Consider the following 23,964-nt stretch of genomic DNA (forward strand, 5'->3'; position numbering starts at 1 on the left):
CCCTTTCTGTTTTGGCTACACAAGGCCCGTCAGACTGTAAATGGCGATGATGACAAACACAGCGGCTGTTTTAATGACGGTAATGGCAAAGATATCCCTGTAGGATTGGCGGTGGGTCAACCCGGTGACCGCGAGCAGCGTAATGACGGCGCCATTATGCGGAAGAGTGTCCATCCCGCCGGAGGCCATCGAGATCACCCGGTGCATGACCTCCGGCGGGATGTGGAATGTATTGATTGCTTCTGTATACGCTGCTGACATCGTGCTTAAAGCGATGCCCATTCCTCCTGATGCCGATCCTGTAATCCCGGCAAGCGCAGTGGTCGTCACCGCTCCGTTGACGAGCGGATCAGTAAACGTCTGCGATATGCCGCTGCTGACCATTTTAAAGCCGGGAAGCGCCGCAATGATGCCGCCAAATCCGTATTCGGCTCCTGTATTCATTGACGCCAGCAAGGCACCCCCGATGCCCTCATTCAGTCCTTCTTTCAAATTGAAGAGGACTTTTTTCCAATCGAACAAAATCGTGGTCATGATTCCGATGAACAGTGCGAGTTCTACTGACCAGATCGCAGTGACGGAGGAAAGGTCAATCTTCCCGAACGCTTCTAAGCCGAGCGGCGCAAAATCAAATCCGTCAGGGTACCAATGCGGGAGCCACATCGTGAAGCATTTGTTCATGACTCCCACAAGGATAAGCGGAACAAAGGCGAGCACTTGCCGCGCGGGGCTGGGTTGCGGTAAAACAGGCGTATGTGTTTCATTAGCCAGACTTGAGGATTCCTCTGCAGCGGAAACTTCAGATTGAAATCCAGCATAGCCTTCTCCGGCATTGGCCGCTTTTTTGCGCCGGGATTCTAAATAAATCATTCCGGCCGTAAGCACAAATGCTGCACCAATCAGTCCGAGCCAGGGAGCGGCATAAATGTTTGTTTTAAAAAAAGCGGTCGGAATGACATTTTGAATTTGCGGTGTGCCGGGAAGCGCATCCATTGTAAATGTAAAGGCGCCCAATGCAATCGTACCGGGTATCAGACGCTTGGGAATATCAGCTTTAATAAATAGGTTTTTAGCAAACGGATAAATGGCAAACACCGCTACGAAGAGACTGACGCCGCTGTACGTTAAAATCGCACCCATTAAGACGATGGCGAGAATGGCTCTTTTTGCTCCCACAAGCTTGACGATTGTTTTTGCAATCGACTCGGCAAGCCCGGATATTTCAACAACCTTGCCAAAAACGGCCCCTAAAAGAAATACGGGAAAATACAGCTTAATAAATCCTACCATCTTCTCCATAAATATATTCGAGAAGAAAGGAAGTACGAAGCTTGGATCTGTCAGGAGCACGGCAAACAGCGCACAAATCGGGGCGAATAAAATGACTGAAAAGCCCCGGTAAGCCGCAAACATCAGCATGCCTAATGCCAATAAAATAATAACAATGTCCACAAATCCCCCTCTTTTCTGCTCAATATTAGTAAGCGCTTACAAAAAATCGAGAAAATAAAGCAAAAACATGCCGGTTTTGCACAGTTTCTGAGGCTGAAAAAATGTGCATCATGGTGAATGTTCTGTTTTGGCGAAAGAAAGGGAGACTCTTGCTGTATTAGATTGATTGGCTGAGCAGTGAGTTTTTTTAGGGATAGTGAGATGGATCAGAGAGGATTTTTGCTTTATAAATATGTATTCTTTTTTCTTTCATTTATTTCCTGCAAGAGGAACCGATAAAATCCGGCCCTCCTGCATGGTCATTCAGCCAATGACAACCGGGAGCTCTTTGAGCGACCTAAAACCAATGAGCTTGCGGTATTCAAGGCGGTGTGCAGCCAGCCGAAGCTTAGGCATCCGCTCAAACAGTGTGAGAATTGCAATTTGTGCTTCGATGCGCGCTAATGAGGAGCCTATGCAAAAATGGGCGTTCTTTCCGAATGCAAGATGCGGGTTCGGTTTTCTTTGGATATCCATTTTGTGAGGTTGATCGAATATGCTTGGATCGCGATTGGCTGCCCCTAAAAGGATATATACCTGCTCTCCTTTTTTTATGGTCTTCCCATTTATTTCGCAGTCTTCTGAGGCGGTGCGTGCCGTCAGCTGCGTGGGGCTGTCGTAGCGCAGACATTCCTCAACTGCAGTTTCAATAAGCGAGGGGTTTTCTCTCAGTGCGCTAAGCTGTTCAGGGTGTTTCAATAAAGTAAACACACCGTTGCTTATGAGGTTTACCGTCGTCTCGTGTCCGGCTATGACAAGTAAGATACATGTCGCGAGCACTTCCTCTTTTGAAAGCTGCTCCTCCATAATAAACCTGCTGATCAAGTCTTGCTGAGGGTGCGCTTTCCGCTTGTGAATCAAATCTCTGAAATATGACGTCAGCCTGCCTGCGGTGTCGCTTGCTCTGACTAACGTCTTTCTTGATCGGGTAAGATCAATGGCGTGAATGACGTCTGCCGTCCATTGTCTGAATTGATATCTCTCCTCTTTCGGCACTCCGAGTATCTCCGCAATGATAAGGCTTGCCAATGGAAAGGCAAACTCTGAAACAAGGTCCGCGGTTTTTTTGATTTGGACTTGATCCAACAAGTCATGAACCGTTTCTTTTATACAGGGGCGAAGTGATTCCGCCGTCTTTGCGGTAAATTCTTTACCGATAAGCATCCGCATCCGTTTATGGTCTGATTGATTTTTAAATAACAGCATATCGTGCTGGATATGCGATAGATTTTGATATTTCGTTGAAGCTTCCGGAAGAGGAATGCGGTTTTTAAACCGAATGTCTTTCAGAATCGCTGCCGCTTCTTTGTACCCGGTGACATACCAGCCCGGATATTTTAATACGGTTCCTTTATAAACAGGATCACTGGATCGCAGTTTGTCATAAAACGGGTAAGGGTCATTCCAAAAATCCGAATCCGCATGGAGAGACGGATGTGCAATCGATAGGTCCGCCGTCATCTTATACCTCCGTATTGCAGGCGGATTGCAGGCCGGCTTTCATTTCTTCAACGGATTCGACTTCAAAACCTAAATCATGGAGCATTTGATGATCCTCTGTTTCTTGCTGCCCTGCTGTCGTTAAGTAATCTCCGACGAAAATCGAATTTGCGGCGTAAAGTCCCAGCGGCTGCAGCGAACGAAGGTTGACTTCCCGGCCTCCTGAGATACGGATTTCTTTTGACGGATTGATAAAACGGAACAAGGCGAGCACTTTCAGGCAATACACCGGATGTAATTCGCTTACCCCTTCTAACGGAGTTCCGTCAATCGCATGCAGAAAATTAACCGGGATGCTGTCGGCGTTAAGCGCTTTTAAGCTGTTCGCCATATCAATGACGTCCTGTTTCGTCTCTTTCATGCCGACGATGACACCAGAACAAGGTGACATCCCCGATTGTTTCGCCGTTTCCACTGTATTGACCCTGTCGTCATACGTGTGGGAGGTCGTAATGTTTGAGTGATTCCCTTGTGATGTATTGATGTTATGATTGTACCGGTCTACTCCTGCCTGTTTCAGCCGCTCTGCCTGTTCCGGCTTCAGCAGACCGAGACATGCGCAGATTTTTAAACCGTACGTTTCTTTAATTTCTTTGACAGCATCAACAACTTGATCTACTTCTCTGTTTGACGGTCCCCGCCCGCTGGCGACGATACAGTATGTCCCTATATTCAGGTCGTGGGCGCGTTTTGCCCCCTTTAGCAATATATGCTTATCCACCATCCGGTAAGACTCAATCGGCGCTTTTGATATTGAAGATTGTGAACAGTACCCGCAATTTTCCGGACACAGGCCTGATTTGGCATTCATAATCATATTCAGCTTTACTTTTTTTCCGTAAAATCGTTTTCTGATATGAAAAGCGGCATGCATCAGCAATAAAAGATCCTCATCAGGACAATTTAAAATGGCCAGCGCTTCTTGATTCGTTACTTCCGCCCCGTCCAGCACTCTCTCTGCAAGATCCATCCATTGATTCATGTTTATCTCCCCATTTGTGTCAGATTCATGAAAGAGGAAACATCTATATGTTTCTCAATCATGTGTTGAATGTTTTCCGGTGAAACGTGATCCAGCTTCGGTGTGATTCCCAAAATCGGAACTTTGCATAATGTTTCAATCATGCTCGGGTTCGTCTTTTCGTCCAGCCCCGGGTTGCTCTTTACGCCGTTGATAATAATGCCGAGAACCTCTATCCCCATGTTTTTCGCATATTCAACGGTTAAATATGTGTGGTTGATGGTTCCGAGATCAGGCCTGGTGACAATCACCGCCGGCAATTCCATGGCTTTTATCAGATCACTGACTAAGTAATTTTCACCAAGCGGGACGGAAATGCCGCCTGCCCCCTCAACGATGAAACACTCATGACGATTTTTGATCTTACTCCAGTGGGCCATGACATCCGCCATGCTCACGGATTTCCCCTCAAGCATGGCGGCCGTGTACGGGGCAAGCGGCTCTTTCCATTCAAATGGCGTGATTTCTTCATGAGACAGTGCGGTTTGTGACATGTCTTTCAAGAGCGAGGTGTCACTTTCCTGATGAGTCCGCGGCACGCCGCTTAAAAACGGCTTAAACACTCCGATATCCGCCTGTTTCTGCCGGAATGCCGCGGCAAGTCCGCAAGAAACGATGGTTTTTCCGACGCCGGTATCTGTTCCTGTAACAAAAAAACTTCTCATTTGTTTATATTCAGCTCTTTTCTAATGGAATCAAATGCTTCTGTCAGCTCGTCTATATCCTGTAAGCTGCGATCCGCCGTAACGGTCAGCCTGATTCTGCTTTCGCCTTCCGGAACGGCGGGCGGGCGGATGGCCGGGGCGCAGATTCCCTTTTTCTTCAGCAGCGCAGCGGCTGAAACCGCTGTTTTTGCATCACCGATGATCACGGGGATAATCGGTGTATCTCCGCCTCTTACGGTAAAGCCCATATCGGCCAGACGCGTTTTTATCATTTTGACAGACGACTGCAGCTCACGGCGCGTATCGTGCATATCTGATATGATGTCAAATGCCGTATGCGAAGCCACACAAATTGACGGCGGGAGGGCCGTCTGAAAAATAAACGTCCGCGCCTGATTCAGCAAAAAATCAATGAAAATGTTTGATCCCGCGGCAAAACCGCCTTCCGTTCCTACAGCTTTGCTTAATGTGCCGATGACAACATCAGGACAAACACCGAAATAGTCACTGGTTCCCCCGCCGTTTTCCCCGAGTACACCGGTTGCATGCGCGTCATCTGCTATCACAAATGCCTGGTACTGCTTTGCAAGCGCCATTATGCGGTCAAGAGGCGCAATGGTGCCGTCCATGCTGAAGACGCCGTCTGTGACGATAAAGCGGCGGTTCCGAGCCTGGACGGAGGCAAGTTTTTTCTCAAGATCAGCCATATCAATATGGCGGTACACGATGGTTTCCGCTTTTGATAAACGGCAGCCGTCAACAATGCTCGCATGGTTCAGTTGATCGCTTAAAATGACATCGCCTTTTTGAGGCAGTGAGGCAAGCACGCCGATATTTGCCAAGTAACCGCTTGAAAACAATAAAGCCGCTTCCGTCTGTTTAAAGTCCGCGATTGTGTGTTCCAGTTTTTCGTGCCACACAGTATTTCCTGTCGTTAACCGTGAGCCGCCGCTTCCCGCTCCGAACCGGCTCAGCGCCGTTTGCGCGGCTGTGATCAGCCGCTCATCTTTTGACAGGCCTAAATAGTCATTGGACGCCCAAGTCTGCCGCTTTTGCCCCTTGGTTTTGAGAGCGGTTTCCTGTGTTCGCAGCGTCCGATACAGCCCGTCTCTTTTCACCGCATCGAGCCTTCCGAGGAGCCATCCGTCAAAATCCACGGCCGGTCACCTCGGCTATCGCTTCTTTCATAATGGAGATCATGGCTTGTAACTGATCGGTTGTGCTGGCAAGCGGCGGCAGAAAGGCGATGACGTCTCCGAGCGGCCGTGTCAGCATACCAAGCTCTCTCATTTTCAAGGACACCTTGTATCCCATCCGCTTTTCAGGCGGATAAGGCTGTTTTGTCCCCTTATCCTGCACAAGCTCTATGCCGCACATGAAACCGAGCTGGCGGACATCGCCGACATGAGGAAGCTGCTTCAAATCATGAAGAAATTTCGCTGCCGTTTTTGATTTTTCGGCGACTTGATCAACGATGCGCTCTGATTCGAATAAACGCAGATTTTCAATTGCCGCGGCACAGCCAAGCTGATTTCCTGTATAGGAATGGCCGTGGAAAAATGTTTTCATTTTGTCGTAGTCATCGTAGAAGGCTTCATAAATGGCTTCTGTGGCAAACGTCACAGCGATCGGCAAATAGCCTCCCGTAATGCCTTTCCCTGCCGCCATCAAGTCCGGCTGGACATTTTCATGCTCACAGGCAAACATTTTTCCGGTGCGGCCGAACCCCGTCGCCACTTCGTCAACGATCATTAACACATCATATGCCGTACACAGCTTTCGTACGCCTGCCAGAAAGCCTTCAGGCATGACGATCATGCCGGATGCGCCTTGCACCATCGATTCAATCGTAAGTGCGGCAATCTCTTCGTGATGCTTTGCAAGCAGCTGTTTGAGCGCGTGAAGGCATTCATCCCGGCACTGTACGGGGTCGCCGCTTTCAGATCTGTATACATACGGAATCGGGGCTTTGTAGCTTTCAAACATCAGCGGGCCGTACACATGGTGGAAGAGTTCAATGGAGCCGACGCTGACGGCTCCGATCGTATCGCCGTGATAGCCGTTCTGCATAGAAATAAACGTCTGTTTCTCGGGTCTCCCTATGTTTTTCCAGTATTGAAAGGCCATTTTCAGAGCGATTTCCATTGCTTCCGCTCCGCTGTCGGAGTAAAAAACGCGTGTCAGCTTTTCCGGTGTGATGCCTGTCAGCATCTCGGCAAGTTCTGTTGCGGGAACGTTCGTCATACCCAGCAAGGTCGAATGAGCGATTTTTTCAAGCTGTTTTTGAATCGCTTCATCCATTTCTTTTTTGCGGTGGCCGTGTACATTGAGCCATACTGAAGAAAAGCCGTCATAATATTCTTTGCCGCTGATGTCTTTCAGCATGATCCCGTTTCCGCTTTCAATGATTAACGGATCTTCATCGTAATCTTTCATTTGTGTGAAAGGCAGCCAAAGATGCTGTTTGCTTTTTTCAATCATTGATTGTTTCATATGTTCTCCTCCCGCTGAATGAATACAGGCTGCTTCTCTAAAAAATGGATACAGCTCTCCGTATCTATGGAGCCATCTGTAAAGAAAATCCGGCATCCGCTTTCATCTCCGGCATTCTTCATCTTGGAAATCCGCTGATATCCCAGCTTCTTTGCGGCAACGTAGCCTGTTATGTAATCAGGGTCATCCGACCAGCACAATTCAGCAATAATCCCCGGATGTGCGCAAACTTTTGCCGCGATGGCATGTGCTTCTTTTATTCGTGAATGTTCCGGCATGTTGTGCGTAAAAGCCCATTTTTGAAAATCATGTGACGGCCAATCCACTCGGGATACCCGCACACCTCTATTTCCTCTGCCGTCAATGCGTTTTCCTGCCCGGATATCAAACAGGACCGCTCCTCTTGCTTCTGCATATTCCGCAATGTTTTCGTACGCTTTCTCTATCATGTGCGGGGGAATCCCCGCCTTTTGCAGAAGCTTGCGGGCGATTGCTTGTCCTTTTTCCGGCGTGTCTGTTTGATGGAAAGCAACCGGCAAAGGGCGGATCGTTTCGATCGGTTCATTAACGCTTTCAAGCTGAATCTGCATAAAATCAGGTATCCCTCTTGAGTGCGAGAAGCCTTTATGTAATAAGCCATCTACCGCTTCCTGTAAACCGCTGTAAGTGATGAGCCGTTCTCCGCCGGAAATGTGTTTTCCGCCCTGCTCATGGGGGGCGTTTCGGGAAGCTCTCATTCTGACGCTGTAATAGGTTTCTTCCCGCATATATTCCCCTCCTTTCTCATACTTTGAAAATTAATGTTAACCAAAATGAATTTAAGGTTAACTCTTATACAGAATATTAGTGCCCTCCGCGGAATATGTCAACCTAAACTATCAAAATGTTAACTTAATGAGTTTTGCAAAGCCTCATTACGTTTTCATGTTTTGTTCATATTTTAGTAATTGTTTATTCAACACTGTCCGCTAAAGTAATCCATATCAACAAATATGACAGCCATCTGATTTTTTTATGAAGGGAGGTCAACACCGGATGCCGTTATGCTGAAAGAAAAAGTAAAGACAGCAGGCCGTTTTTGCACTGTAGGCGTCGGCAATACGCTGATCGATTTTGGTGTCTTCTTTCTTCTCGCCGCTTGTCATGTCCCCTATCTTCCGGCGCAGATCTGCTCCTATTCGGCAGGGATCATCAACAGCTATGTATGGAACCGGAAGTGGACGTTTCGTGTAAAACGCAAGGCTGACGGGAAAGAGATCATGCGCTTTCTCATGATTAATCTTGCCGCGTCGGGAATCACCTTTTTGCTGCTTTACGCGTTTCAAAAAGGCGGCTGTTCGCTATTGGTGAGTAAGTTCGCCGCCACTATCGGCGGAATGATGATGAATTTTATCGGAAACCGAATCTGGGTATTTGGAGATTCGCTGAAAAACATACAGGATCAGGAGTGAAGATGAATGAGAAAAAAAGTGAGAAAAGCGGTCATTCCCGCAGCAGGTTTAGGAACGAGATTTCTGCCGGCGACTAAGGCGCAGCCGAAAGAAATGCTGCCGATTGTCGACAAACCGGCCATCCAATATATTGTCGAAGAGGCCGCAGCGTCAGGAATTGAAGATATATTGATTATTACAGGGAGAAACAAACGCTCGATTGAAGATCATTTTGACCGGTCGGCGGAATTGGAATTCGATCTTGAGGAAAAAGGCAAGACGGAGACGCTGAAGGAAATGCAGCGGATTGCCGATTTGGCCAATATTCATTACATCCGTCAGAAAGAACCGCTCGGATTAGGACATGCGGTGCTGTGTGCGGAGCATTTTATCGGAGATGAGCCTTTTGCCGTTCTATTAGGTGATGATATTATGGTATCTGACACTCCCGCTCTTTCACAGCTCATCGACGTCTATAACCAACACGGCACAGAAACGATCGGCGTACAGCCCGTCGATCCTGCTGATGTCAGCAAATATGGTATTATACACACGGGGCGGCAGAGCGGTCATGTGTACCAGGTTGAGGATCTGATTGAGAAACCGGCTGTTGAAAAGGCGCCCTCTCATATTGCCGTGATGGGCCGCTACATATTAACCCCTGCTATTTTTAAAACGCTGAAGACGATCGGAAGAGGCGCGGGCAACGAAATCCAATTGACAGACGCGCTGCGCGAAGTGTGCCGCACCCGAAGCATTTACGCGCGGGAGCTTGAAGGAAGCCGGTTTGATATAGGAGATAAGTTCGGCTGTTTTAAGGCCGGCACGGAGATCGGGCTTCTGCGGGAAGAAATGAGACCGAAACTTTTAGCTTATTTAGAAGAGGTGTTAAAAAGAGAATCTGAAGAAATCGTGCGTTAAAAAATAATTTGTAACCATTTTGCTTGTCAATCAGTCATATAATTGGGTAAAAAGATAAAGAGGTTGTGAACAGTGTGGGCAATTTTATTAGTGAAATATTATCCTGGCTGACAAGTATGGGCTATTTAGGGATTGCGCTCGGATTAATGATCGAAATCATTCCGAGTGAAATCGTTCTGGCTTACGGAGGCTATATGGTGTCAGAAGGCACGATCAGCTTTATCGGCGCCATTGTCGCCGGTGTGATCGGGGGAACGATCGCGCAGTGCTTTATTTACTGGATCGCCCGTTATGGGGGACGGCCGTTTTTGGACAAGTACGGCAAGTACTTACTTCTGAAAAAGCATCATGTTGATGTTGCGGAAAACTGGTTTCGCCGTTACGGCGCCGGCGTTGTGTTCTCGGCGCGGTTTATCCCGGTCGTCAGACATGCGATTTCCATCCCGGCCGGCCTTGCGAAAATGCCTCTTTCCAAGTTTGTCATATTGACGACGCTTGCCATTATTCCGTGGTCTGTCATTTTCGTTTATCTCGGGTATCAGCTCGGGGGACAGTGGAAAGACGTAGACAGCTATGCCGGAATGTATACAACTCCGATCATTATATTGGCTCTCGTATTTATTGTTGTTTATTTTGTTGTGAAGAAAATGAGATCAAGACTGTGAAAAAAGACTGCATAAGAGCGGCTGCGAGCCGGATCTATGCAGTCTTTTTTTATTTATACCGGGTATACGGGGTGTTTCCGGTGTGTGAATGTCAGTTGTTTGGACATGTAAGCAGTGAGGCGTTTATTGAGTTCTTCCCGCAAGGAATCAGCAGGAACAATGCCGTCAATCACCATTTCAGAAGCAAGCCGATAAAGGTTAATGTCTTCCTTATATTCATCACGCTTTTCTTGAATAAAAGCCGGCCTTTCTTCAGGGGCTAGCTCGCTGATTTTGTTTGCGTAGACCGCATTCACCGCTGCTTCAGGACCCATTACGGCAATTTGCGCAGTCGGAAGCGCTAAACAGCAGTCCGGTTCAAAAGCAGGCCCCGCCATCGCGTATAATCCGGCACCGTAGGCTTTTCTGACGATAACGGAAAGCTTCGGAACAGTCGCTTCCGCCATTGCGGAGATCATTTTTGCGCCATGCCTGATGATACCCGCCTGCTCAACCTTCGTTCCGATCATGAATCCGGGAATGTCTGCTAAAAACAGAAGCGGAATATGGAATGCGTCGCACAAAGCGATAAATTTTGCGGCTTTATCCGCCGAATCGAGAAATAAAACCCCGCCTTTTACACGCGGCTGATTGGCGATAATGCCGACCGGCTGTCCGTGAATCCGCGCAAGCCCCGTTATTAATTCCTGCGCAAATAACGGTTTAATCTCAAAAAATGAGTCTTCATCAATGACACGTTCAATTAAATCCATCATGTTGAACGGTGCGTTTTGATGTGCCGGGATGACATCTGAGAGCGGTTTTTCAAAAGCTTTCGGGTTCTTAGATTTGTTGACGGGCGCTTTTTCAGTATAATTTGCCGGAAAGTAGCTGAGATATGTCTGCGCCATCATGATTGCTTCCTGTTCCGTCCGGGCGAGGAGATCACCGCAGCCTGATACGGAACAATGCATACGGGCGCCGCCCATTTCTTCAAGCGATACTTTCTCGCCGATCACCATTTCTGCCATACGCGGGGAACCTAAGTACATGGATGCATTGCCCTCAACCATAATGACAATGTCGCAAAAGGCCGGAATGTAAGCGCCGCCCGCAGCGGAAGGGCCGAACAATAAACAGATTTGCGGAATGCGGCCCGACAGCTTTACTTGATTATAAAAGATGCGGCCGGCTCCCCTTCTGCCCGGGAACATGTCGACCTGATCCGTAATTCTCGCACCTGCGGAATCGACTAAGTACAAGAGCGGACACTGAAGCTTTTCCGCCGTCTCCTGAATGCGGATGATTTTTTCCACCGTTTTCGCGCCCCACGAGCCCGCCTTTACGGTTGAGTCGTTTGCCATCACACAAACGGTTCTGCCGCCGATGGTTCCGATCCCGGTAACGACCCCGTCAGCCGGCAGTCCGTCTGACATGCACTCGGCGAAAAAAGCGTCTTCAACGGATATGCCGTCATCGAATAAAAGCTTCAGCCTGTCTCTTACAAAAAGTTTTCCCTTCTTTTCGTTGCTTGCGTGATATTTCGCGGCTCCTCCCTTTTCAATCGTTTTGCTGCGTGTCTGCCGTTCTTTTTCGTAATCCATCCGAGTCCCTCCATGTTTTATTTTCCTTTGTATTCAGGGGGTCTTTTTTCTTTAAAAGCGCGCAGGCCCTCTTCTCTGTCAAGTGTGGGGATGACTTGTTCATATGCTTTTCGTTCGATTTCGAGCCCTGTATTGAGATCTGTCTCCAGACCCTTGTTTATCGCGGCTTTTGCTTGTCTGACGGCGATCGGCCCATTAGCGGCGATGCGGCCGGCCAGTGCTTTTGCATTTTCCATTAGTTCATCGGCTTTACAAACATGCTCGATCAGCTTCATGTCTTTTCCCTCTTCGGCAGAAAGCCTTCGGCCGGTATAGATCAATTCTTTTGCCGCGCCGGGGCCGATAAGCCGGGGCAGTCTCTGCGTTCCGCCCGCTCCGGGAATGATCGCAAGCCCTGTTTCAGGAAGGCCGAGGCCCGCCCGGCTGACGGCTGTTCTGATATCGCAGGCGAGAGCGAGTTCAAGGCCTCCTCCGACAGCGGTTCCGTTCAGCGCTGCAATGACCGGCTGCGGGAGAGCTTCAATGGATGCGGCTGTTTCACCGATACGCCTGACGCTTTGCTTAACTTGTTCATGATTCATCCCCGCTCTTTCTTTTAAATCAGCACCGGCGCAAAATGTGTTCCCGGTGCCGGTGAGAATGACACAACGAATGGATGGCGAGTTTTTGATGTCTTCAATCACACGCTGTAAGTGATCAATCATTTCTGAAGACAGCGAGTTGGCCGCATGCGGGCGGTTCAGCGTGATCAGACCGATTGTTTCTTGACAGACGGAATACAAGACGCAATCTCCCATGGCTTCTCCTTTCTCATTTCGTTCTGAATGCCTGCAGGTTTCTGCTTGGCAGGTCTTTGCCTATTTTATCCGCGATCCAGCCTGCGGCATAAAGAAGTTTATTCATGTCCGTCCCGGTATCAATCCCCATTTGTTCGAGCATATAAATGACGTCTTCTGTGGCAGCGTTGCCTGCTGATCCAGGGGCGTACGGGCAGCCGCCAAGCCCGCCTGAGGAAGTATCAAAGGATGTGATGCCCATATCAAGAGCGGGAATGATATTCGCTAGAGCCGTTCCTCTTGTATCATGGAAATGGAGTGCGATTTTTGAGGCGGGAATTCTCGGCAAAAGGGCTTCAAGCACGGCTATGACCTGCAAGGGGTTTGCCGCGCCGATCGTGTCGCCGAGCGATATTTCATCAACACCCATTTCGAGCAGGGTGTCTGACAGGCGGATGACTTGTTCGACCGGCACGTTCTGTTCGTACGGACAGCCGAACACAGTGGACAGATAAGCTCTCGTCGCCATTTTTTCAGCTTTTGCTTCAGTAATAACCCGCCTGAGCTCTTGAACGGTCCGGTCAATCGGTTTATTTACGTTTTTTTGGTTATGGGTTTCGCTTGCAGATAAAAATACACATGCCTGATCGATTCCGCCCTCTGCCGCATGCTCCAGTCCGATGAGGTTCGGAACGAGAGCCGCGTAGACCGTATGTTCAGATCTGGCAATGCCTTTTGCGACGTCCAGGCTGTCACGAAGAGCCGGAATCCATCTCGGATGCACGAATGATGTCACTTCGATATAGGGAAGGCCTGTTTTTGACAGCATATTGATCCACTCAATCTTATCTTCTGTATCCACCCACGCCGATTCATTCTGCAAGCCGTCACGCGGTCCTACTTCATTGATGCGGACATGTTTCGGACAGTTCATGCTGCACCTCCCGTTTTATTGAAGTTCAATCAGGACCTCTCCTTCATCAGTGAAATCACCTTCTGATTTTTTCACTTCTTTCACCGTACCCGCTGCATCAGCGATAATCGGAATTTCCATTTTCATAGATTCCAAGATGGCCACTTCCTGTCCTTCTTCAATGACATCACCCGGCTTCACATGAATTTTCCACAGGTTTCCCGCCATTTGAATTTTTATGACGCTCATTTGGACGCCCCCTCGTTCATTGTTTGTAAAAAACCGGTTGTTGCCTCGCCCTTTTCAAACACTTCTGAATGAGCAATTTTTGTCAGCAGCGGAATGTTGGTTTTAATCCCTTCTACATGATATTCGCCAAGGGCGGTTTTCAGTTGTTCAATGGCTTGTTTTCTCGTATTCGCCGTGACGACCATTTTGGCAATCATCGGATCGTAAAACGGAGAAATGACGCTTCCCTTTTCGACGGCGCATTCGTGTCGCACTGACGGGTGTCTTAAAACGGAAAAAGACGAGATGGTACCGGGTGACGGGTAAAAGGTGACCGGATCTTCCGCATAGATCCGCACTTCTATCGCATGACCGCGGTGGTTGATATCTTTCTGCGAGAAAGGCAGCGCCTGCCCAGCGGCAATTTTCAGCTGTTCTTCCACAAGATCCAGTCCTGTAATTTCTTCTGTCACCGGATGCTCCACTTGCAGTCTTGTGTTCATCTCTAAAAAATAGATTTGTTTCTTTTGGTCGACGAGAAATTCTATTGTGCCTGCATTTTGGTAGCCGATCGATTTAGCGGCTTTAACGGCGGTTTCACCGAGTCTTTGTCTTAATTCATCGTCAACAAACGGCGACGGCGCTTCTTCTATCACTTTTTGGTGGCGCCTTTGGACTGAACAGTCACGTTCAAACAGATGAACGGTGTTGCCGAAAGAATCTGCGAGTATCTGAATTTCAATATGACGGGCATTTTCAATGACCTTTTCCATATACATTGCGCCGTCTCCAAAAAAGGAGGCGGCCCGCTTTTGATTGCCTTCAAACGCTTTGGCCAGCTCTTCTTCTGACTGTACGATCTGCATGCCGATTCCGCCTCCTCCTGCGGACGCTTTCAGCATGACCGGAAAACCGATGGCACGGGCTTCGGCTAAGGCGGAGTGAACATCGGGCAATGGCTCTGAAACACCGGGAACGATCGGGACCTTTGCTTTTTGCATCGTTTTTCGGGCTTCAATCTTGCTGCCCATCTTGGCGATGATATCACCGGGCGGACCGATAAATGTGATTTGTTCCTTCTGGCAGCGTTCGGCGAACAGGCTGTTTTCTGACAGCAGCCCGTAGCCCGGATGAATGGCGTCCGCTCCGGCGGATTTGGCGGCTTCTATGATTCTGTCGATATGTAAATAGCTTTCATTTACTCTCGATTTACCGATCGGATAGGCCTCATCAGCCGCTTTTACGTGCAGCGCGTCCCGGTCGGCTTCTGAATACACAGCTGCCGAGGGGATGCCGAGACGTTTGCAGGTGCGGATAATTCGTAAGGCGATTTCTCCTCTGTTGGCAATCAGGACTTTTTTAAACAAATGTGAAGCACTCCTTTTTCATTAAGTTAACTTGAGCTCTTCAATCGTTTTTTCCCGCAGCTTGAATTTCTGAATTTTTCCTGAGGCTGTCATTGGATATTCATCTGTAAACAAAACATACCTGGGGACTTTATAGCGGGCGATATGTTCTTTGCAAAAGGTTCTGATGTCTTCTGCGGAAGCGGTTTGTCCGTCTTTGAGCCTGACCCATGCCGCGGCCTCTTCTCCGTATTTCGGATCAGGCACGCCGACGACCTGAACGTCTGCTACCGCGGGATGCCGATATAACATTTCCTCAATCTCGCGCGGATAGATATTTTCGCCGCCCCTGATCAGCATGTCTTTCAGACGGCCCGTGATTTTGCAGTATCCGTCCTCGTCCATGACCGCCAAATCACCGGTATGCAGCCAGCCGTCTTTGTCTATCGCTTCTTCGGTCGCTTCTTGATTTTTATAATAGCCTTTCATGACATGATATCCGCGGGTGCAGAGCTCTCCTTGTTCGCCCCTGGCGGCTTCTTGGGATGTTCCGGGCCGAACGATTCTGACTTCGATATGGGGAAGCGCGCGCCCCGCTGTTTCCACTCTTCTTTCAAACGGATCATCCGTTCTTGTCTGCGTAATGACAGGTGATGCTTCGGTCTGTCCGTAGGCAATTGTAATGCCGGTCATCCCCATTTTGCCGATCACTTCTCTCATGACTTCCGCCGGGCATGGCGAGCCTGCCATAATCCCGGTTCGGACGTGGGAAAGATCATATTCAGAAAAACGGCTGTCATTTAGGAGGGCGATAAACATCGTCGGTACACCGTGCAGAGCGGTGCAGGCTTCTTGCTCCACCGTTTTCAGAACGGCCGGCGGAGAAAACTGTTCGATCGGAATCATCGCCGCACCCGCGGAAACACATGCCAGCACGCCGAGCACGCACCCAAAGCAGTGGAAAAACGGCACGGGAATACATAAACGGTCACATGAAGTAAGCTTCATGCATTCTGCGATATTGGCCGCGTTATTTACGATATTAAAATGTGAGAGCATGACGCCTTTCGGAAATCCGGTCGTACCTGATGTATATTGCATATGAATGCAATCATCCTTTTTCAGGCTGTCCATCCTTCCGTCAAGCGCTGCATCCGTTACAGACTCGGCATTATCCAGCAATGAATCCCAACGGTGCATCCCGGGCGGGCTTTTATCACCGATATATAACACCGTCCGTAAAAATGGATAACGTTTCGAACGCAGCCTGCCGCGCTTACAAGTTTTCAGCTCCGGAATCAGCTTATTCACGATTTCAACATAAGATGTCTGCCGGTAGGAATCCATGATTATCAGGGCCGAGACGTCTGAATGTGCCAGCAGGTAATCGAGCTCTGCGATTTGAAAATTGGTATTAATGGTGACCAGAACGGCGCCGATTTTCGCTGTTGCAAATTGCGCCGCGAGCCATTCCGGAATGTTGGATGCCCATATGGCCACATGATCTCCTTTTTCAACTCCCAGCTTCAACAGCCCTTTTGCGGTTTGCCGGCATAACCGGTCAAACTCGGCATACGTATAACGAAGGCCGCGCTCAGGGTAAACAACCGCTTCACGATCCGGAAAAAGCTTCGCGGTCCGCTCAAGCAGCTTTCCGGCTGTTAAATGGATAAGTTCAGCCATATGACCTGCCCCCCTTCCATCTCTGTCTTAGTAAACGTTTTCATTTCACTTCAAAAGCTGTCTTGCGATGACCATTCTTTGAATTTCTGACGTTCCTTCGCCAATCTCCATCAGCTTTGCGTCACGAAGCATGCGCTCAACACCGCATTCCTTCATATAACCGGAACCGCCATGAATTTGGATGGCCTGAAGACATGTTCTGACGGCCATTTCTGAAGCATAAAGCTTGGCGAATGCAGCTTCTTTCGTAAATGGCAGGTTTTGATCCTTCAGCCATGCCGCTTTAAGCACCATCTGTCTGGCAAGGTCAATTTCCATCGCCATATCGGCCAGCTTAAATTGAATGGCTTGAAATGACGATATCGGACTGCCGAACTGCTTGCGTTCCTTCGCATATGACAGCGACGCCTCCAGTGCGCCTTGAGCGATACCGACAGCCAGTGCCGCAATCGAGATCCGCCCGCCGTCTAATGTATATAAAAATTGTTTAAAACCTTTTTCAGGATCACCGAGCAGGTTATCGGCAGGCACCCTGACATCCTCCAGCACAAGCTCGGCCGTATCCGACCCTCTCACACCCATCTTGTCGTACGGATTTGTGATCGTAAATCCCGGTGTGTCTGTCGGGACGATGAGAGCTGAAATGATCGGTTTTCCGGCGGAGTTCTTTCCCGTAACGGCGGTGACAATGACCGTGCGGGCGTAATTTGCGTTTGTGATCCAGCATTTCTCTCCGTTTATCACATAGTCATCGCCCTTTTTCTCGGCTTTTGTCTGGGTTCCGCCGGCATCGGAACCTGCATTCGGCTCTGTCAGCCCGAATGATCCGAGCGCTTTTCCCGAAGCAAGCGGAATAAGATGTTCTTGCTTTTGCTGTTCAGTACCGAAATAGTATAATGGGCTTGCACCGAGTGACACGGCCGCCGCGTAGCTCAGCCCCGTGCTGCCGCAGGCTTTTCCGATTTCTTCGACCGCTGCTGCATATGAAATGGTGTCACCGCCCGCCCCGCCGTATTCTTCCGGAAACGGAATTCCGAGCAGCCCGAGTTCGCCTATTTTTTTAAATGTGTCTATCGGGAAGACGGCTGATTGATCAACCTCATGGGCTTTCGGGGCAATTTCATTTTTGGCGAAATCTCTGACCATTTCGCGCACCATCTGCTGTTCTTTTGTCAGTTGAAAATTCATTAACCTTCCTCCTTCTGCTGCTTTCTACATTTTATTAATGGGGGTCTTTATTCATTCCATCCAAATAAAGTCTGAACATTCGGACTCATCCGCTACAAAAAAACTGACAGCGCCGCAACTGTCAGTTTTATTAATAATGGCTATTTAATTGTCCGTTTTGCGGAGGGACGGCTCTCATGGTGAAGCCTGTCAACGGAAGTAACGGTATAGGTGCAGGCTCCTTTCGCCCGAATATCAGTATCTGAAAATGTCTGCGTCCGTGACGATGTTTTTCTGACTGTATCCACTAAATAAGGCTGCTTTCCCTTTTCTGCGCGGTAAATGGCGTAATAAGCCGTTTTTTTACCGTTGGATTTCGCATCTTCGATATAGAGTGTATGGCCTGAAGCGTTCTTCTCCGCCCGTTTGACAGCCGGTTTTTTTAAAGCGGAATGTCCGAGCCAAGGCATCTCCGGAATTAATGCGGGCCGGCTGTACATGTCTTTGATCAAACGGTTTTTTACATCGAGCGGATTACGGTTTAAATCCTTTAAACTGAAATGCATGCTGCCTTTAATCCAAGCTGATCCCCTGTTAAGAGCAATCTGTCTTCCGTATTCCCCCGGGTCGGCCCAGGCCGGATCAGCGTTGTTGTTGATTTTATAAGCTGCCTGCCCGATATATAAATGCACCGGCCGATTGTTCACTTCTTTTCCCCACCAATCCGCTAAGACGTCATATGCCGCCGCTTTAAATCCGATGCTCCAGTAAATTTGCGGTGCGATGTAATCAATGTATCCTTTTTGGATCCATTCTCTCGTATCAGCATATAAATCATCATAGTTCCGCACCCCTGCGGCCGTTTCGGAGCCTGTCGGGTCATCTGCGGCATTTCTCCATACGCCGAACGGGCTGATACCGAATTTGACATAAGGTTTTTCTCGTTTGATGGTTTGGTTGATTTCTTTTACAAGCCGGTTGACGTTATCCCTGCGCCAGTCATCAACTGATGCAAAGTGAGCTTTTCCGTACCGTTCGTATTCCGCCTGATCGGGGAATTCCTGTCCGGCAATTTTATAAGGATAAAAATAATCATCCATATGAACCGCATCAATGTCATAACGGCTGACCACCTCTTTGATTCCATCCGTTATAAATTGTCTTACTTCCGGAATGCCCGGATTATAGTACAGCTGTTTTCCGTATGCAGCGACCCAGTCCGGATGCGAACGAGCGGGATGATCATCTGAAAGCGCATTCAAATTTGTGTGATTCATCGTGATCCGGTAAGGATTGAACCAAGCGTGAAATTCAAGATTCCGTTTATGTGTCTCTTCAACTAAAAAAGCAAGCGGATCGTAGCCGGGATTTTTGCCTTGTGTTCCTGTCAGATACTCTGACCAAGGCCCGTAATCTGATGGATAAAAAGCATCAGCCGCAGGCTTAATTTGGACGATAACGGCGTTCATCCCCATCTCCTGAACGTCATCCAGCAGCTTGCTGTATTCTCTTTTTTGCTCTTCCGGTGACAGCCCTTTTTTAGAGGGCCAGTCGATATTGGTGACAGACGCGATCCATACGGCTCTCATTTCTCTCTCCGGCTGAGTGCCGCTTGCTTGTGCGGATGCTGAGAATGTAAAGATGCCGGCTGTCAGTACAACGGCCAAAAACCATATCATGCTAAAACGGCAGCTTTTCATGTTTTTCCCCCTCTCTGCTTTACGGTATTCCGAAGCATTCCGGGCGGTGAATCAGAAAGCCTGCTTTGCTCCTCTCAGCCTAAAAGGGAAAGAAAAAAGTCCTAAAGCGAATCAAAACGCTTCAGGACTTTTTATGTTTCATGGCGGCGAGCACGTCAATGACCTTCGTTCCGACGCCGACACACGTTTCAAGAATGGCCTGCGCTCCGGCGATGGACAAAATGAAAATAACCGGATGTGCATAGCGGGGCCAGACCAAGTAGCAGATGCCGATCAATAAGGCGCACCAGACGCCCGCACACCAATAACATTGCAGCATATAACCGAATGCGGAGGAAGGAACTTTTTTTTGGACGGCGCGCCCGTTTTGATCGACGGTTTTTTCTTGCTTTATAAAGGGTTTTCTTATGAATTCCGTAATCTTATCAAATACGATCAAATGGGTCAGCCGGTAGCTGGCAAGAATAATCATTACATACGTAAGCCAAGATAGGTTCGTCATGTCAAAGCCTCCAAAAAAACTGGTTTGATTCCCCTATCTTGCCCTCTGTCATCCTGAACCATTCTGCCGGATGTTACAGATTCCGCGCCAAGCGTCTTCCGCTGTTTGCAATGATGTCGAGTATGACCTCAGCATTTTGCTGTGCAAAGGCGGGTTCAAACATATCTTTATGGGCGCCCTCGCCTTGATATTCCTGATAGAGTCCCGTTGTGGCGCCTTCCCATTTCATCGGCTCGGTCTTATCACTGGGCTCTTCCTTTATGCCGGCCTCGATAAAATGGAGGTTTGCCGCGATTTGGCCGTCATTTATCAGTTCCGCCCAGTACGTTTGATAGCGCTCTGTTTTTCGGATGACCGCTTCCCTGACGGCTTCCGGGACATTTTCCGCTGTTGCGTTTGTTGGCTGCGGCGGAAATGTGTCAAGCTTTCTGTACGCGTCTGCGATAATGACGTCGCTGATTTCTAAGCCGCGCTTTTCCATCGCTTTTGCCGCCTCGAATGCCGTATTGCCGCCTGCCGAATATCCGAAGAGAATATAAGGGCCTTCCGGCTGGATTTCCAGCATTTTATCAATGTATTGTTCCATTCTGTTGTCTTCTTCAATAAAGTTAAAACCGTACACAGCAGCCCGTTCGTTTAATGCCGCCGCAAGATCTTTAAAGAAAATCCCGAAACCTGAGATAGGCGGAAAACAGAAAAGATTTCGGCCTTTCGGCTGGTTCAGTCTGCTGATATGCTGCTCTGCAGCTTCTGTCAGTGTGTTTGAATACAGCTTTTCAGCCAATTGTTCAATTGTCGGATATTCAAATATCATTTCAATCGGCACATCCATCTGCTGCCTGGTCTTCAGCTGATGAATCACTTGCAATGCTTTCAAAGAATGGCCGCCCAGCTCAAAGAAGTCATCTTGTATGCCCAGCTCCCTGCAGCCGAGGATCGGCGTCCAAATGTCGATCAGCTCACGCTCTACCCAGTTTCGTGGCGGAACGGCTTTTGATGACGTTTTTTTCCGTTCCGGCGCAGGCAGCCCGCGGCGGTCCACTTTGCCGTTTGCGGTAAGCGGCATACGGTCAAGCTTCATCACATACTGAGGAATCATATAGTCGGGAAGCGACCTGGCCAACAGGGATCGAATGGCTCTTTCTTCAACATGTGCGCCCGTATAATACGCACAAAGGATTGCTTCTTGTCCTTCATCTGACACGATGACTGCCGCTTCCCTGATTCCATCAATTTCAGTCAAGCGCGCTTCGATTTCGGCCGGCTCAATCCGCTTCCCGCGAATCTTGAATTGGCGGTCGATACGGCTGATGTATCCGATGCTTCCATCAGGCAGCCAGTGTGCCAAGTCGCCTGTTTTGTAGATCTTTTCTTCAGGATGAACCGGGTGGCTGACAAATGCTTCACTTGTTAAGTCAGGCCTGTTTAAATAGCCTTTGGCAACCCCGTCACCGCCGACACAAAGCTCACCGGGCACGCCGATCGGCGCAAGTCCGCCATTTTTATCAATGATATACGCAGTTGAATTGCTGATCGGTTTTCCGATTGGAATCGGCTGAGAAAAATCGTGCCTGATTTCGTAAAAGGTAGAAAATGTCGTATTTTCCGTCGGTCCGTATATGTTATAAAGGCTGAGATTCGGACAGCGGTGTCTGACCTTATTGATAAGCGCCGGGGACAATGCTTCTCCGCCGACATATAAGGTGTGCAATCCAGAAAACATCTCCGGATCTGCCTGGGCAAACTGGTTAAAGAGCGCTGTCGTCAAAAACAAAATCGTAATCCGGTTGGATGAAAGATAATTGCCGAACCTCTCAGGCGCAAGCATTGTCGAGCGGTCAACCACATGAAGGCATGCTCCGTTCAAAAGCGCACCGAAGATTTCAAACGTCACTGCGTCGAAACCGATGGACCCTGTCAGAATGAGACGGTCCGACATGCCGGCCGACGTATAATTGCTGTTTGACACGAGCGATACGACGTTTCGGTTGGAAATCATCACGCCCTTCGGTTTTCCTGTTGAACCGGATGTATACATAATATAGGCAAGGTCATCAGGTGCTGTATCGGTATTCAGTTTTCCCGCATCAGCGGTTTGTTTTTCAGCTGCAGCCGGGATAGAGATGATGTGAGAAAAGTCAAAGTCAGTCTCAATCCCTTTTTGCACCGTTAACAGCTGTGCTCCGCTCTCAGTGAGCATATCGGCGATCCTGTCGGTTGGCAGTTCTGCATCAAGAGGAAGGTACGTCCCTCCCGCTTTCAATACAGCGAGAACAGCGATGATAAATTCCGGTGAGCGTTCGGCCAGAATCCCGGCAATTCCCTTTGGCGCCAAACCGTTTTCCAGCAGGGTGCGGGCGAATGCAGTTGACCGTTCATCGAGCTCCCGGTATGTCATCGTCAGCCCGCCGGCGTGAAGCGCTTGATGGTCCGGGGTTTTCTTCACCTGTCGGCTGAACAGGCTGATGATGCTTTCGTCTCTTTCATAAGTTGTTTTCGTGTCATTAAATTCGCCGATTATTCTTGATTTTTCCTTTTGTCCGAGCATCGGAAGCCGATCAGCGGGGACATCGGGATTGAAGGCGGCGCCGCGCAGAGCTTCTTCCAAGTGTCCTTTTACGCTCTCTATCCATACTTCGTCATAAACGTTCGCATTGTAGCTGAATTTGATGAGCAGCTCATCGCCGGGCGCTATGATGAGGTTAAAATCGTAGCCCGATTGTTCCGACACGTTGACATTCCCGATCCGGAACGGTGCATCCGATTCCTTTTCCGCGTCTTTCATCTGCTGCTGGATCGGATAATTTTCAAACACGATGATATGGTCGATTAAATCCTGTTTCAGCTCAGTCTGAGATTGGATGTCAGCAAGCGGATGATAGCTGAACGCCTCTGAATCAAGCATTTCTTTCTGGCAGCGGCCCAGCAGTTCTCTAAAGCTTTCATCACCCGTTTTAATGCGTACCGGCACGGTATTGATAAACAGCCCGATCATGCTTTCCACGCCGTCAATGACGGAAGGCCGCCCTGATACGACGGCGCCGAATACGGCATCGTCCGTCCGGTTGTAGCTCTGCAGCATCAGGCCCCATACAGTCTGCATAAGAACCGCGAGCGTAGCGCCCTCTTCTTTGGCGATGGTTTTCAGCCTGTCTGTCAGATTTTGATCTAAAGAAAACAGCAGCTCTTTCTTACGGTAGCCTTTTTCCTGAGGACGGGCCGATATTTTCGGGAGTCCTGAGGGTGTCTCGCAGCCTGCTAAATATCCTTTCCAATACTCAGAAGCCGCGTCTTTGTCCTGATCAGTCAGCCATGTAATATAAGTGCTGTAAGGCTTTGCGGGCGCCAGTGTGACGGGTGAGCCTGATTCAATCGCCCGGTACATATACATGAATTCCTGAAGGACGATGCCGAGGCACCAGCCGTCCATAAGGATGTGATGGTGGCTCCAGACGCATACATATTCCTCGTCTGCCGTTTTAAACAAAGAAACACGCATCAGCATATCCTTTTGCAAGTCAAAGCCTTTTAAGCGGTCACGTTCCTTAAATCGCTGTAAATAGGCGCTCTGTCCCGCTTCGTCCAAATGTGTAAGATCTTCGCGGTGCAGCCGGAATTCCCGCTCACGCAGCACAACTTGGCGGGGGCCGTTCAGCTGAGCGACATGAGGTAAAAAAACCGTTCTGAAAATATCGTGGCGGCTGATGACAGACTGTACGCTTTGCTCAAACAATTCCGGACGAAGCCGGCCTTTTATGGTGAAGACGGATTGCTCGATATATGCAGCCCCCTCCTTTTGCAGAAAGGAATGAAAAAGCATTCCTTCCTGCATTCGGCTGAGGGGATAAATGTTTTGGATATTTTTCGTTTTGTCCATGTG

General features: G+C 48.9%; 20 protein-coding genes. 3 read left to right on the plus strand and 17 right to left on the minus strand.

Annotated features, from left to right (window positions below; translation table 11 throughout):
* Positions 1–15: 15 nt before the first annotated feature.
* The 7 genes from NYE68_RS10965 to NYE68_RS10995 all read right to left on the minus strand — a co-directional run bounded on the left by NYE68_RS10965 (position 16) and on the right by NYE68_RS10995 (position 7,937).
* Positions 16–1,452, minus strand: coding sequence for a GntP family permease (locus NYE68_RS10965; protein ID WP_039251350.1), 1,437 nt, complete (start codon positions 1,450–1,452; stop codon positions 16–18).
* Positions 1,453–1,755: 303 nt separating this feature from the next.
* Positions 1,756–2,952: a cytochrome P450 gene (locus NYE68_RS10970; protein WP_064107338.1), complete on the minus strand. Its 1,197-nt coding sequence runs from the start codon at positions 2,950–2,952 to the stop codon at positions 1,756–1,758.
* Between the two features lies 1 nt (position 2,953).
* Positions 2,954–3,973, minus strand: coding sequence for a biotin synthase BioB (gene bioB / locus NYE68_RS10975; RefSeq protein ID WP_324635796.1), 1,020 nt, complete (start codon positions 3,971–3,973; stop codon positions 2,954–2,956).
* Between the two features lie 2 nt (positions 3,974–3,975).
* Positions 3,976–4,677: a dethiobiotin synthase gene (bioD, locus tag NYE68_RS10980; RefSeq protein ID WP_032865975.1), complete on the minus strand. Its 702-nt coding sequence runs from the start codon at positions 4,675–4,677 to the stop codon at positions 3,976–3,978.
* Positions 4,674–5,834, minus strand: coding sequence for an 8-amino-7-oxononanoate synthase (gene bioF, locus NYE68_RS10985; protein WP_032865973.1), 1,161 nt, complete (start codon positions 5,832–5,834; stop codon positions 4,674–4,676). The genes bioD and bioF overlap by 4 nt, the downstream gene beginning before the upstream one ends.
* Positions 5,824–7,170: an adenosylmethionine--8-amino-7-oxononanoate transaminase gene (gene bioA / locus NYE68_RS10990; protein ID WP_032865970.1), complete on the minus strand. Its 1,347-nt coding sequence runs from the start codon at positions 7,168–7,170 to the stop codon at positions 5,824–5,826. Before bioA ends, bioF begins: the two co-directional genes overlap by 11 nt.
* A complete protein-coding gene (locus NYE68_RS10995) occupies positions 7,167–7,937 on the minus strand; it encodes a 6-carboxyhexanoate--CoA ligase (RefSeq protein ID WP_032865968.1) in 771 nt (256 codons plus the stop codon). The genes bioA and NYE68_RS10995 overlap by 4 nt, the downstream gene beginning before the upstream one ends.
* Positions 7,938–8,213: 276 nt before the next feature.
* On the opposite strand from NYE68_RS10995, the gene NYE68_RS11000 reads away from it, so the two are divergent.
* From NYE68_RS11000 to NYE68_RS11010, 3 genes are all read left to right on the plus strand, one after another.
* Positions 8,214–8,621: a GtrA family protein gene (locus NYE68_RS11000; RefSeq protein ID WP_014418060.1), complete on the plus strand. Its 408-nt coding sequence runs from the start codon at positions 8,214–8,216 to the stop codon at positions 8,619–8,621.
* Between the two features lie 6 nt (positions 8,622–8,627).
* Positions 8,628–9,521 (plus strand): UTP--glucose-1-phosphate uridylyltransferase GalU, encoded by an 894-nt coding sequence (galU, locus tag NYE68_RS11005; protein WP_015417581.1) that lies wholly within the window; start codon positions 8,628–8,630, stop codon positions 9,519–9,521.
* A gap of 74 nt (positions 9,522–9,595) precedes the next feature.
* On the plus strand, positions 9,596–10,186 hold the full coding sequence (locus NYE68_RS11010) for a DedA family protein (protein WP_007410125.1): 591 nt from the start codon (positions 9,596–9,598) through the stop codon (positions 10,184–10,186).
* A gap of 53 nt (positions 10,187–10,239) precedes the next feature.
* Here the strand turns inward: NYE68_RS11010 and NYE68_RS11015 are convergent, their stop codons facing one another.
* The 10 genes from NYE68_RS11015 to NYE68_RS11060 all read right to left on the minus strand — a co-directional run bounded on the left by NYE68_RS11015 (position 10,240) and on the right by NYE68_RS11060 (position 23,961).
* A complete protein-coding gene (locus NYE68_RS11015; RefSeq protein WP_032865964.1) occupies positions 10,240–11,769 on the minus strand; it encodes an acyl-CoA carboxylase subunit beta in 1,530 nt (509 codons plus the stop codon).
* A gap of 17 nt (positions 11,770–11,786) precedes the next feature.
* Entirely contained in the window at positions 11,787–12,566 is a 780-nt protein-coding gene (locus NYE68_RS11020) for an enoyl-CoA hydratase (protein ID WP_324635792.1), read from the minus strand.
* A 13-nt stretch (positions 12,567–12,579) separates the two neighbouring features.
* Positions 12,580–13,479: a hydroxymethylglutaryl-CoA lyase gene (locus NYE68_RS11025; RefSeq protein ID WP_007410122.1), complete on the minus strand. Its 900-nt coding sequence runs from the start codon at positions 13,477–13,479 to the stop codon at positions 12,580–12,582.
* A gap of 15 nt (positions 13,480–13,494) precedes the next feature.
* Positions 13,495–13,707: an acetyl-CoA carboxylase biotin carboxyl carrier protein subunit gene (locus NYE68_RS11030; protein WP_007410121.1), complete on the minus strand. Its 213-nt coding sequence runs from the start codon at positions 13,705–13,707 to the stop codon at positions 13,495–13,497.
* Positions 13,704–15,053, minus strand: a complete 1,350-nt coding sequence (locus tag NYE68_RS11035) for an acetyl-CoA carboxylase biotin carboxylase subunit (RefSeq protein ID WP_031379067.1) — start codon at positions 15,051–15,053, stop codon at positions 13,704–13,706. The genes NYE68_RS11030 and NYE68_RS11035 overlap by 4 nt, the downstream gene beginning before the upstream one ends.
* Before the next feature lie 21 nt (positions 15,054–15,074).
* The gene (locus NYE68_RS11040; RefSeq protein ID WP_324635783.1) at positions 15,075–16,715 is read right to left on the minus strand and encodes an AMP-binding protein; all 1,641 of its coding nucleotides are present in this window, start codon (positions 16,713–16,715) and stop codon (positions 15,075–15,077) included.
* A 45-nt stretch (positions 16,716–16,760) separates the two neighbouring features.
* The gene (locus NYE68_RS11045) at positions 16,761–17,903 is read right to left on the minus strand and encodes an acyl-CoA dehydrogenase family protein (protein ID WP_003153894.1); all 1,143 of its coding nucleotides are present in this window, start codon (positions 17,901–17,903) and stop codon (positions 16,761–16,763) included.
* A gap of 140 nt (positions 17,904–18,043) precedes the next feature.
* The gene (locus NYE68_RS11050; RefSeq protein ID WP_324635781.1) at positions 18,044–19,582 is read right to left on the minus strand and encodes a family 10 glycosylhydrolase; all 1,539 of its coding nucleotides are present in this window, start codon (positions 19,580–19,582) and stop codon (positions 18,044–18,046) included.
* A gap of 121 nt (positions 19,583–19,703) precedes the next feature.
* A complete protein-coding gene (locus NYE68_RS11055; RefSeq protein ID WP_324635780.1) occupies positions 19,704–20,084 on the minus strand; it encodes a DUF1360 domain-containing protein in 381 nt (126 codons plus the stop codon).
* A 73-nt stretch (positions 20,085–20,157) separates the two neighbouring features.
* Positions 20,158–23,961: an amino acid adenylation domain-containing protein gene (locus tag NYE68_RS11060; RefSeq protein WP_324635779.1), complete on the minus strand. Its 3,804-nt coding sequence runs from the start codon at positions 23,959–23,961 to the stop codon at positions 20,158–20,160.
* Between the last annotated feature and the right edge of the window lie 3 nt (positions 23,962–23,964).

Origin of the sequence: Bacillus sp. FSL R5-0447, assembly GCF_038606125.1 — a bacterium.
Classification (GTDB): Bacteria; Bacillota; Bacilli; order Bacillales; family Bacillaceae; genus Bacillus; species Bacillus velezensis.

Excerpts from the sequence above, each read along its gene's own strand:
- bioA (WP_032865970.1), bottom strand. The coding sequence starts at position 7,170 with ATGAAACAATCAATGATTGAAAAAAGCAAACAGCATCTTTGGCTGCCT.
- bioD (WP_032865975.1), bottom strand. The coding sequence starts at position 4,677 with ATGAGAAGTTTTTTTGTTACAGGAACAGATACCGGCGTCGGAAAAACC.
- NYE68_RS11060 (WP_324635779.1), bottom strand. The coding sequence starts at position 23,961 with ATGGACAAAACGAAAAATATCCAAAACATTTATCCCCTCAGCCGAATG.
- NYE68_RS11025 (WP_007410122.1), bottom strand. The coding sequence starts at position 13,479 with ATGAACTGTCCGAAACATGTCCGCATCAATGAAGTAGGACCGCGTGAC.
- NYE68_RS11020 (WP_324635792.1), bottom strand. The coding sequence starts at position 12,566 with ATGGGAGATTGCGTCTTGTATTCCGTCTGTCAAGAAACAATCGGTCTG.
- bioB (WP_324635796.1), bottom strand. The coding sequence starts at position 3,973 with ATGAATCAATGGATGGATCTTGCAGAGAGAGTGCTGGACGGGGCGGAA.
- galU (WP_015417581.1), top strand. The coding sequence starts at position 8,628 with ATGAGAAAAAAAGTGAGAAAAGCGGTCATTCCCGCAGCAGGTTTAGGA.
- NYE68_RS10970 (WP_064107338.1), bottom strand. The coding sequence starts at position 2,952 with ATGACGGCGGACCTATCGATTGCACATCCGTCTCTCCATGCGGATTCG.
- NYE68_RS10995 (WP_032865968.1), bottom strand. The coding sequence starts at position 7,937 with ATGCGGGAAGAAACCTATTACAGCGTCAGAATGAGAGCTTCCCGAAAC.
- NYE68_RS11055 (WP_324635780.1), bottom strand. The coding sequence starts at position 20,084 with ATGACGAACCTATCTTGGCTTACGTATGTAATGATTATTCTTGCCAGC.
- NYE68_RS11050 (WP_324635781.1), bottom strand. The coding sequence starts at position 19,582 with ATGAAAAGCTGCCGTTTTAGCATGATATGGTTTTTGGCCGTTGTACTG.
- NYE68_RS11045 (WP_003153894.1), bottom strand. The coding sequence starts at position 17,903 with ATGAATTTTCAACTGACAAAAGAACAGCAGATGGTGCGCGAAATGGTC.
- NYE68_RS11015 (WP_032865964.1), bottom strand. The coding sequence starts at position 11,769 with ATGGATTACGAAAAAGAACGGCAGACACGCAGCAAAACGATTGAAAAG.
- NYE68_RS11040 (WP_324635783.1), bottom strand. The coding sequence starts at position 16,715 with ATGGCTGAACTTATCCATTTAACAGCCGGAAAGCTGCTTGAGCGGACC.
- NYE68_RS11030 (WP_007410121.1), bottom strand. The coding sequence starts at position 13,707 with ATGAGCGTCATAAAAATTCAAATGGCGGGAAACCTGTGGAAAATTCAT.
- NYE68_RS11000 (WP_014418060.1), top strand. The coding sequence starts at position 8,214 with ATGCTGAAAGAAAAAGTAAAGACAGCAGGCCGTTTTTGCACTGTAGGC.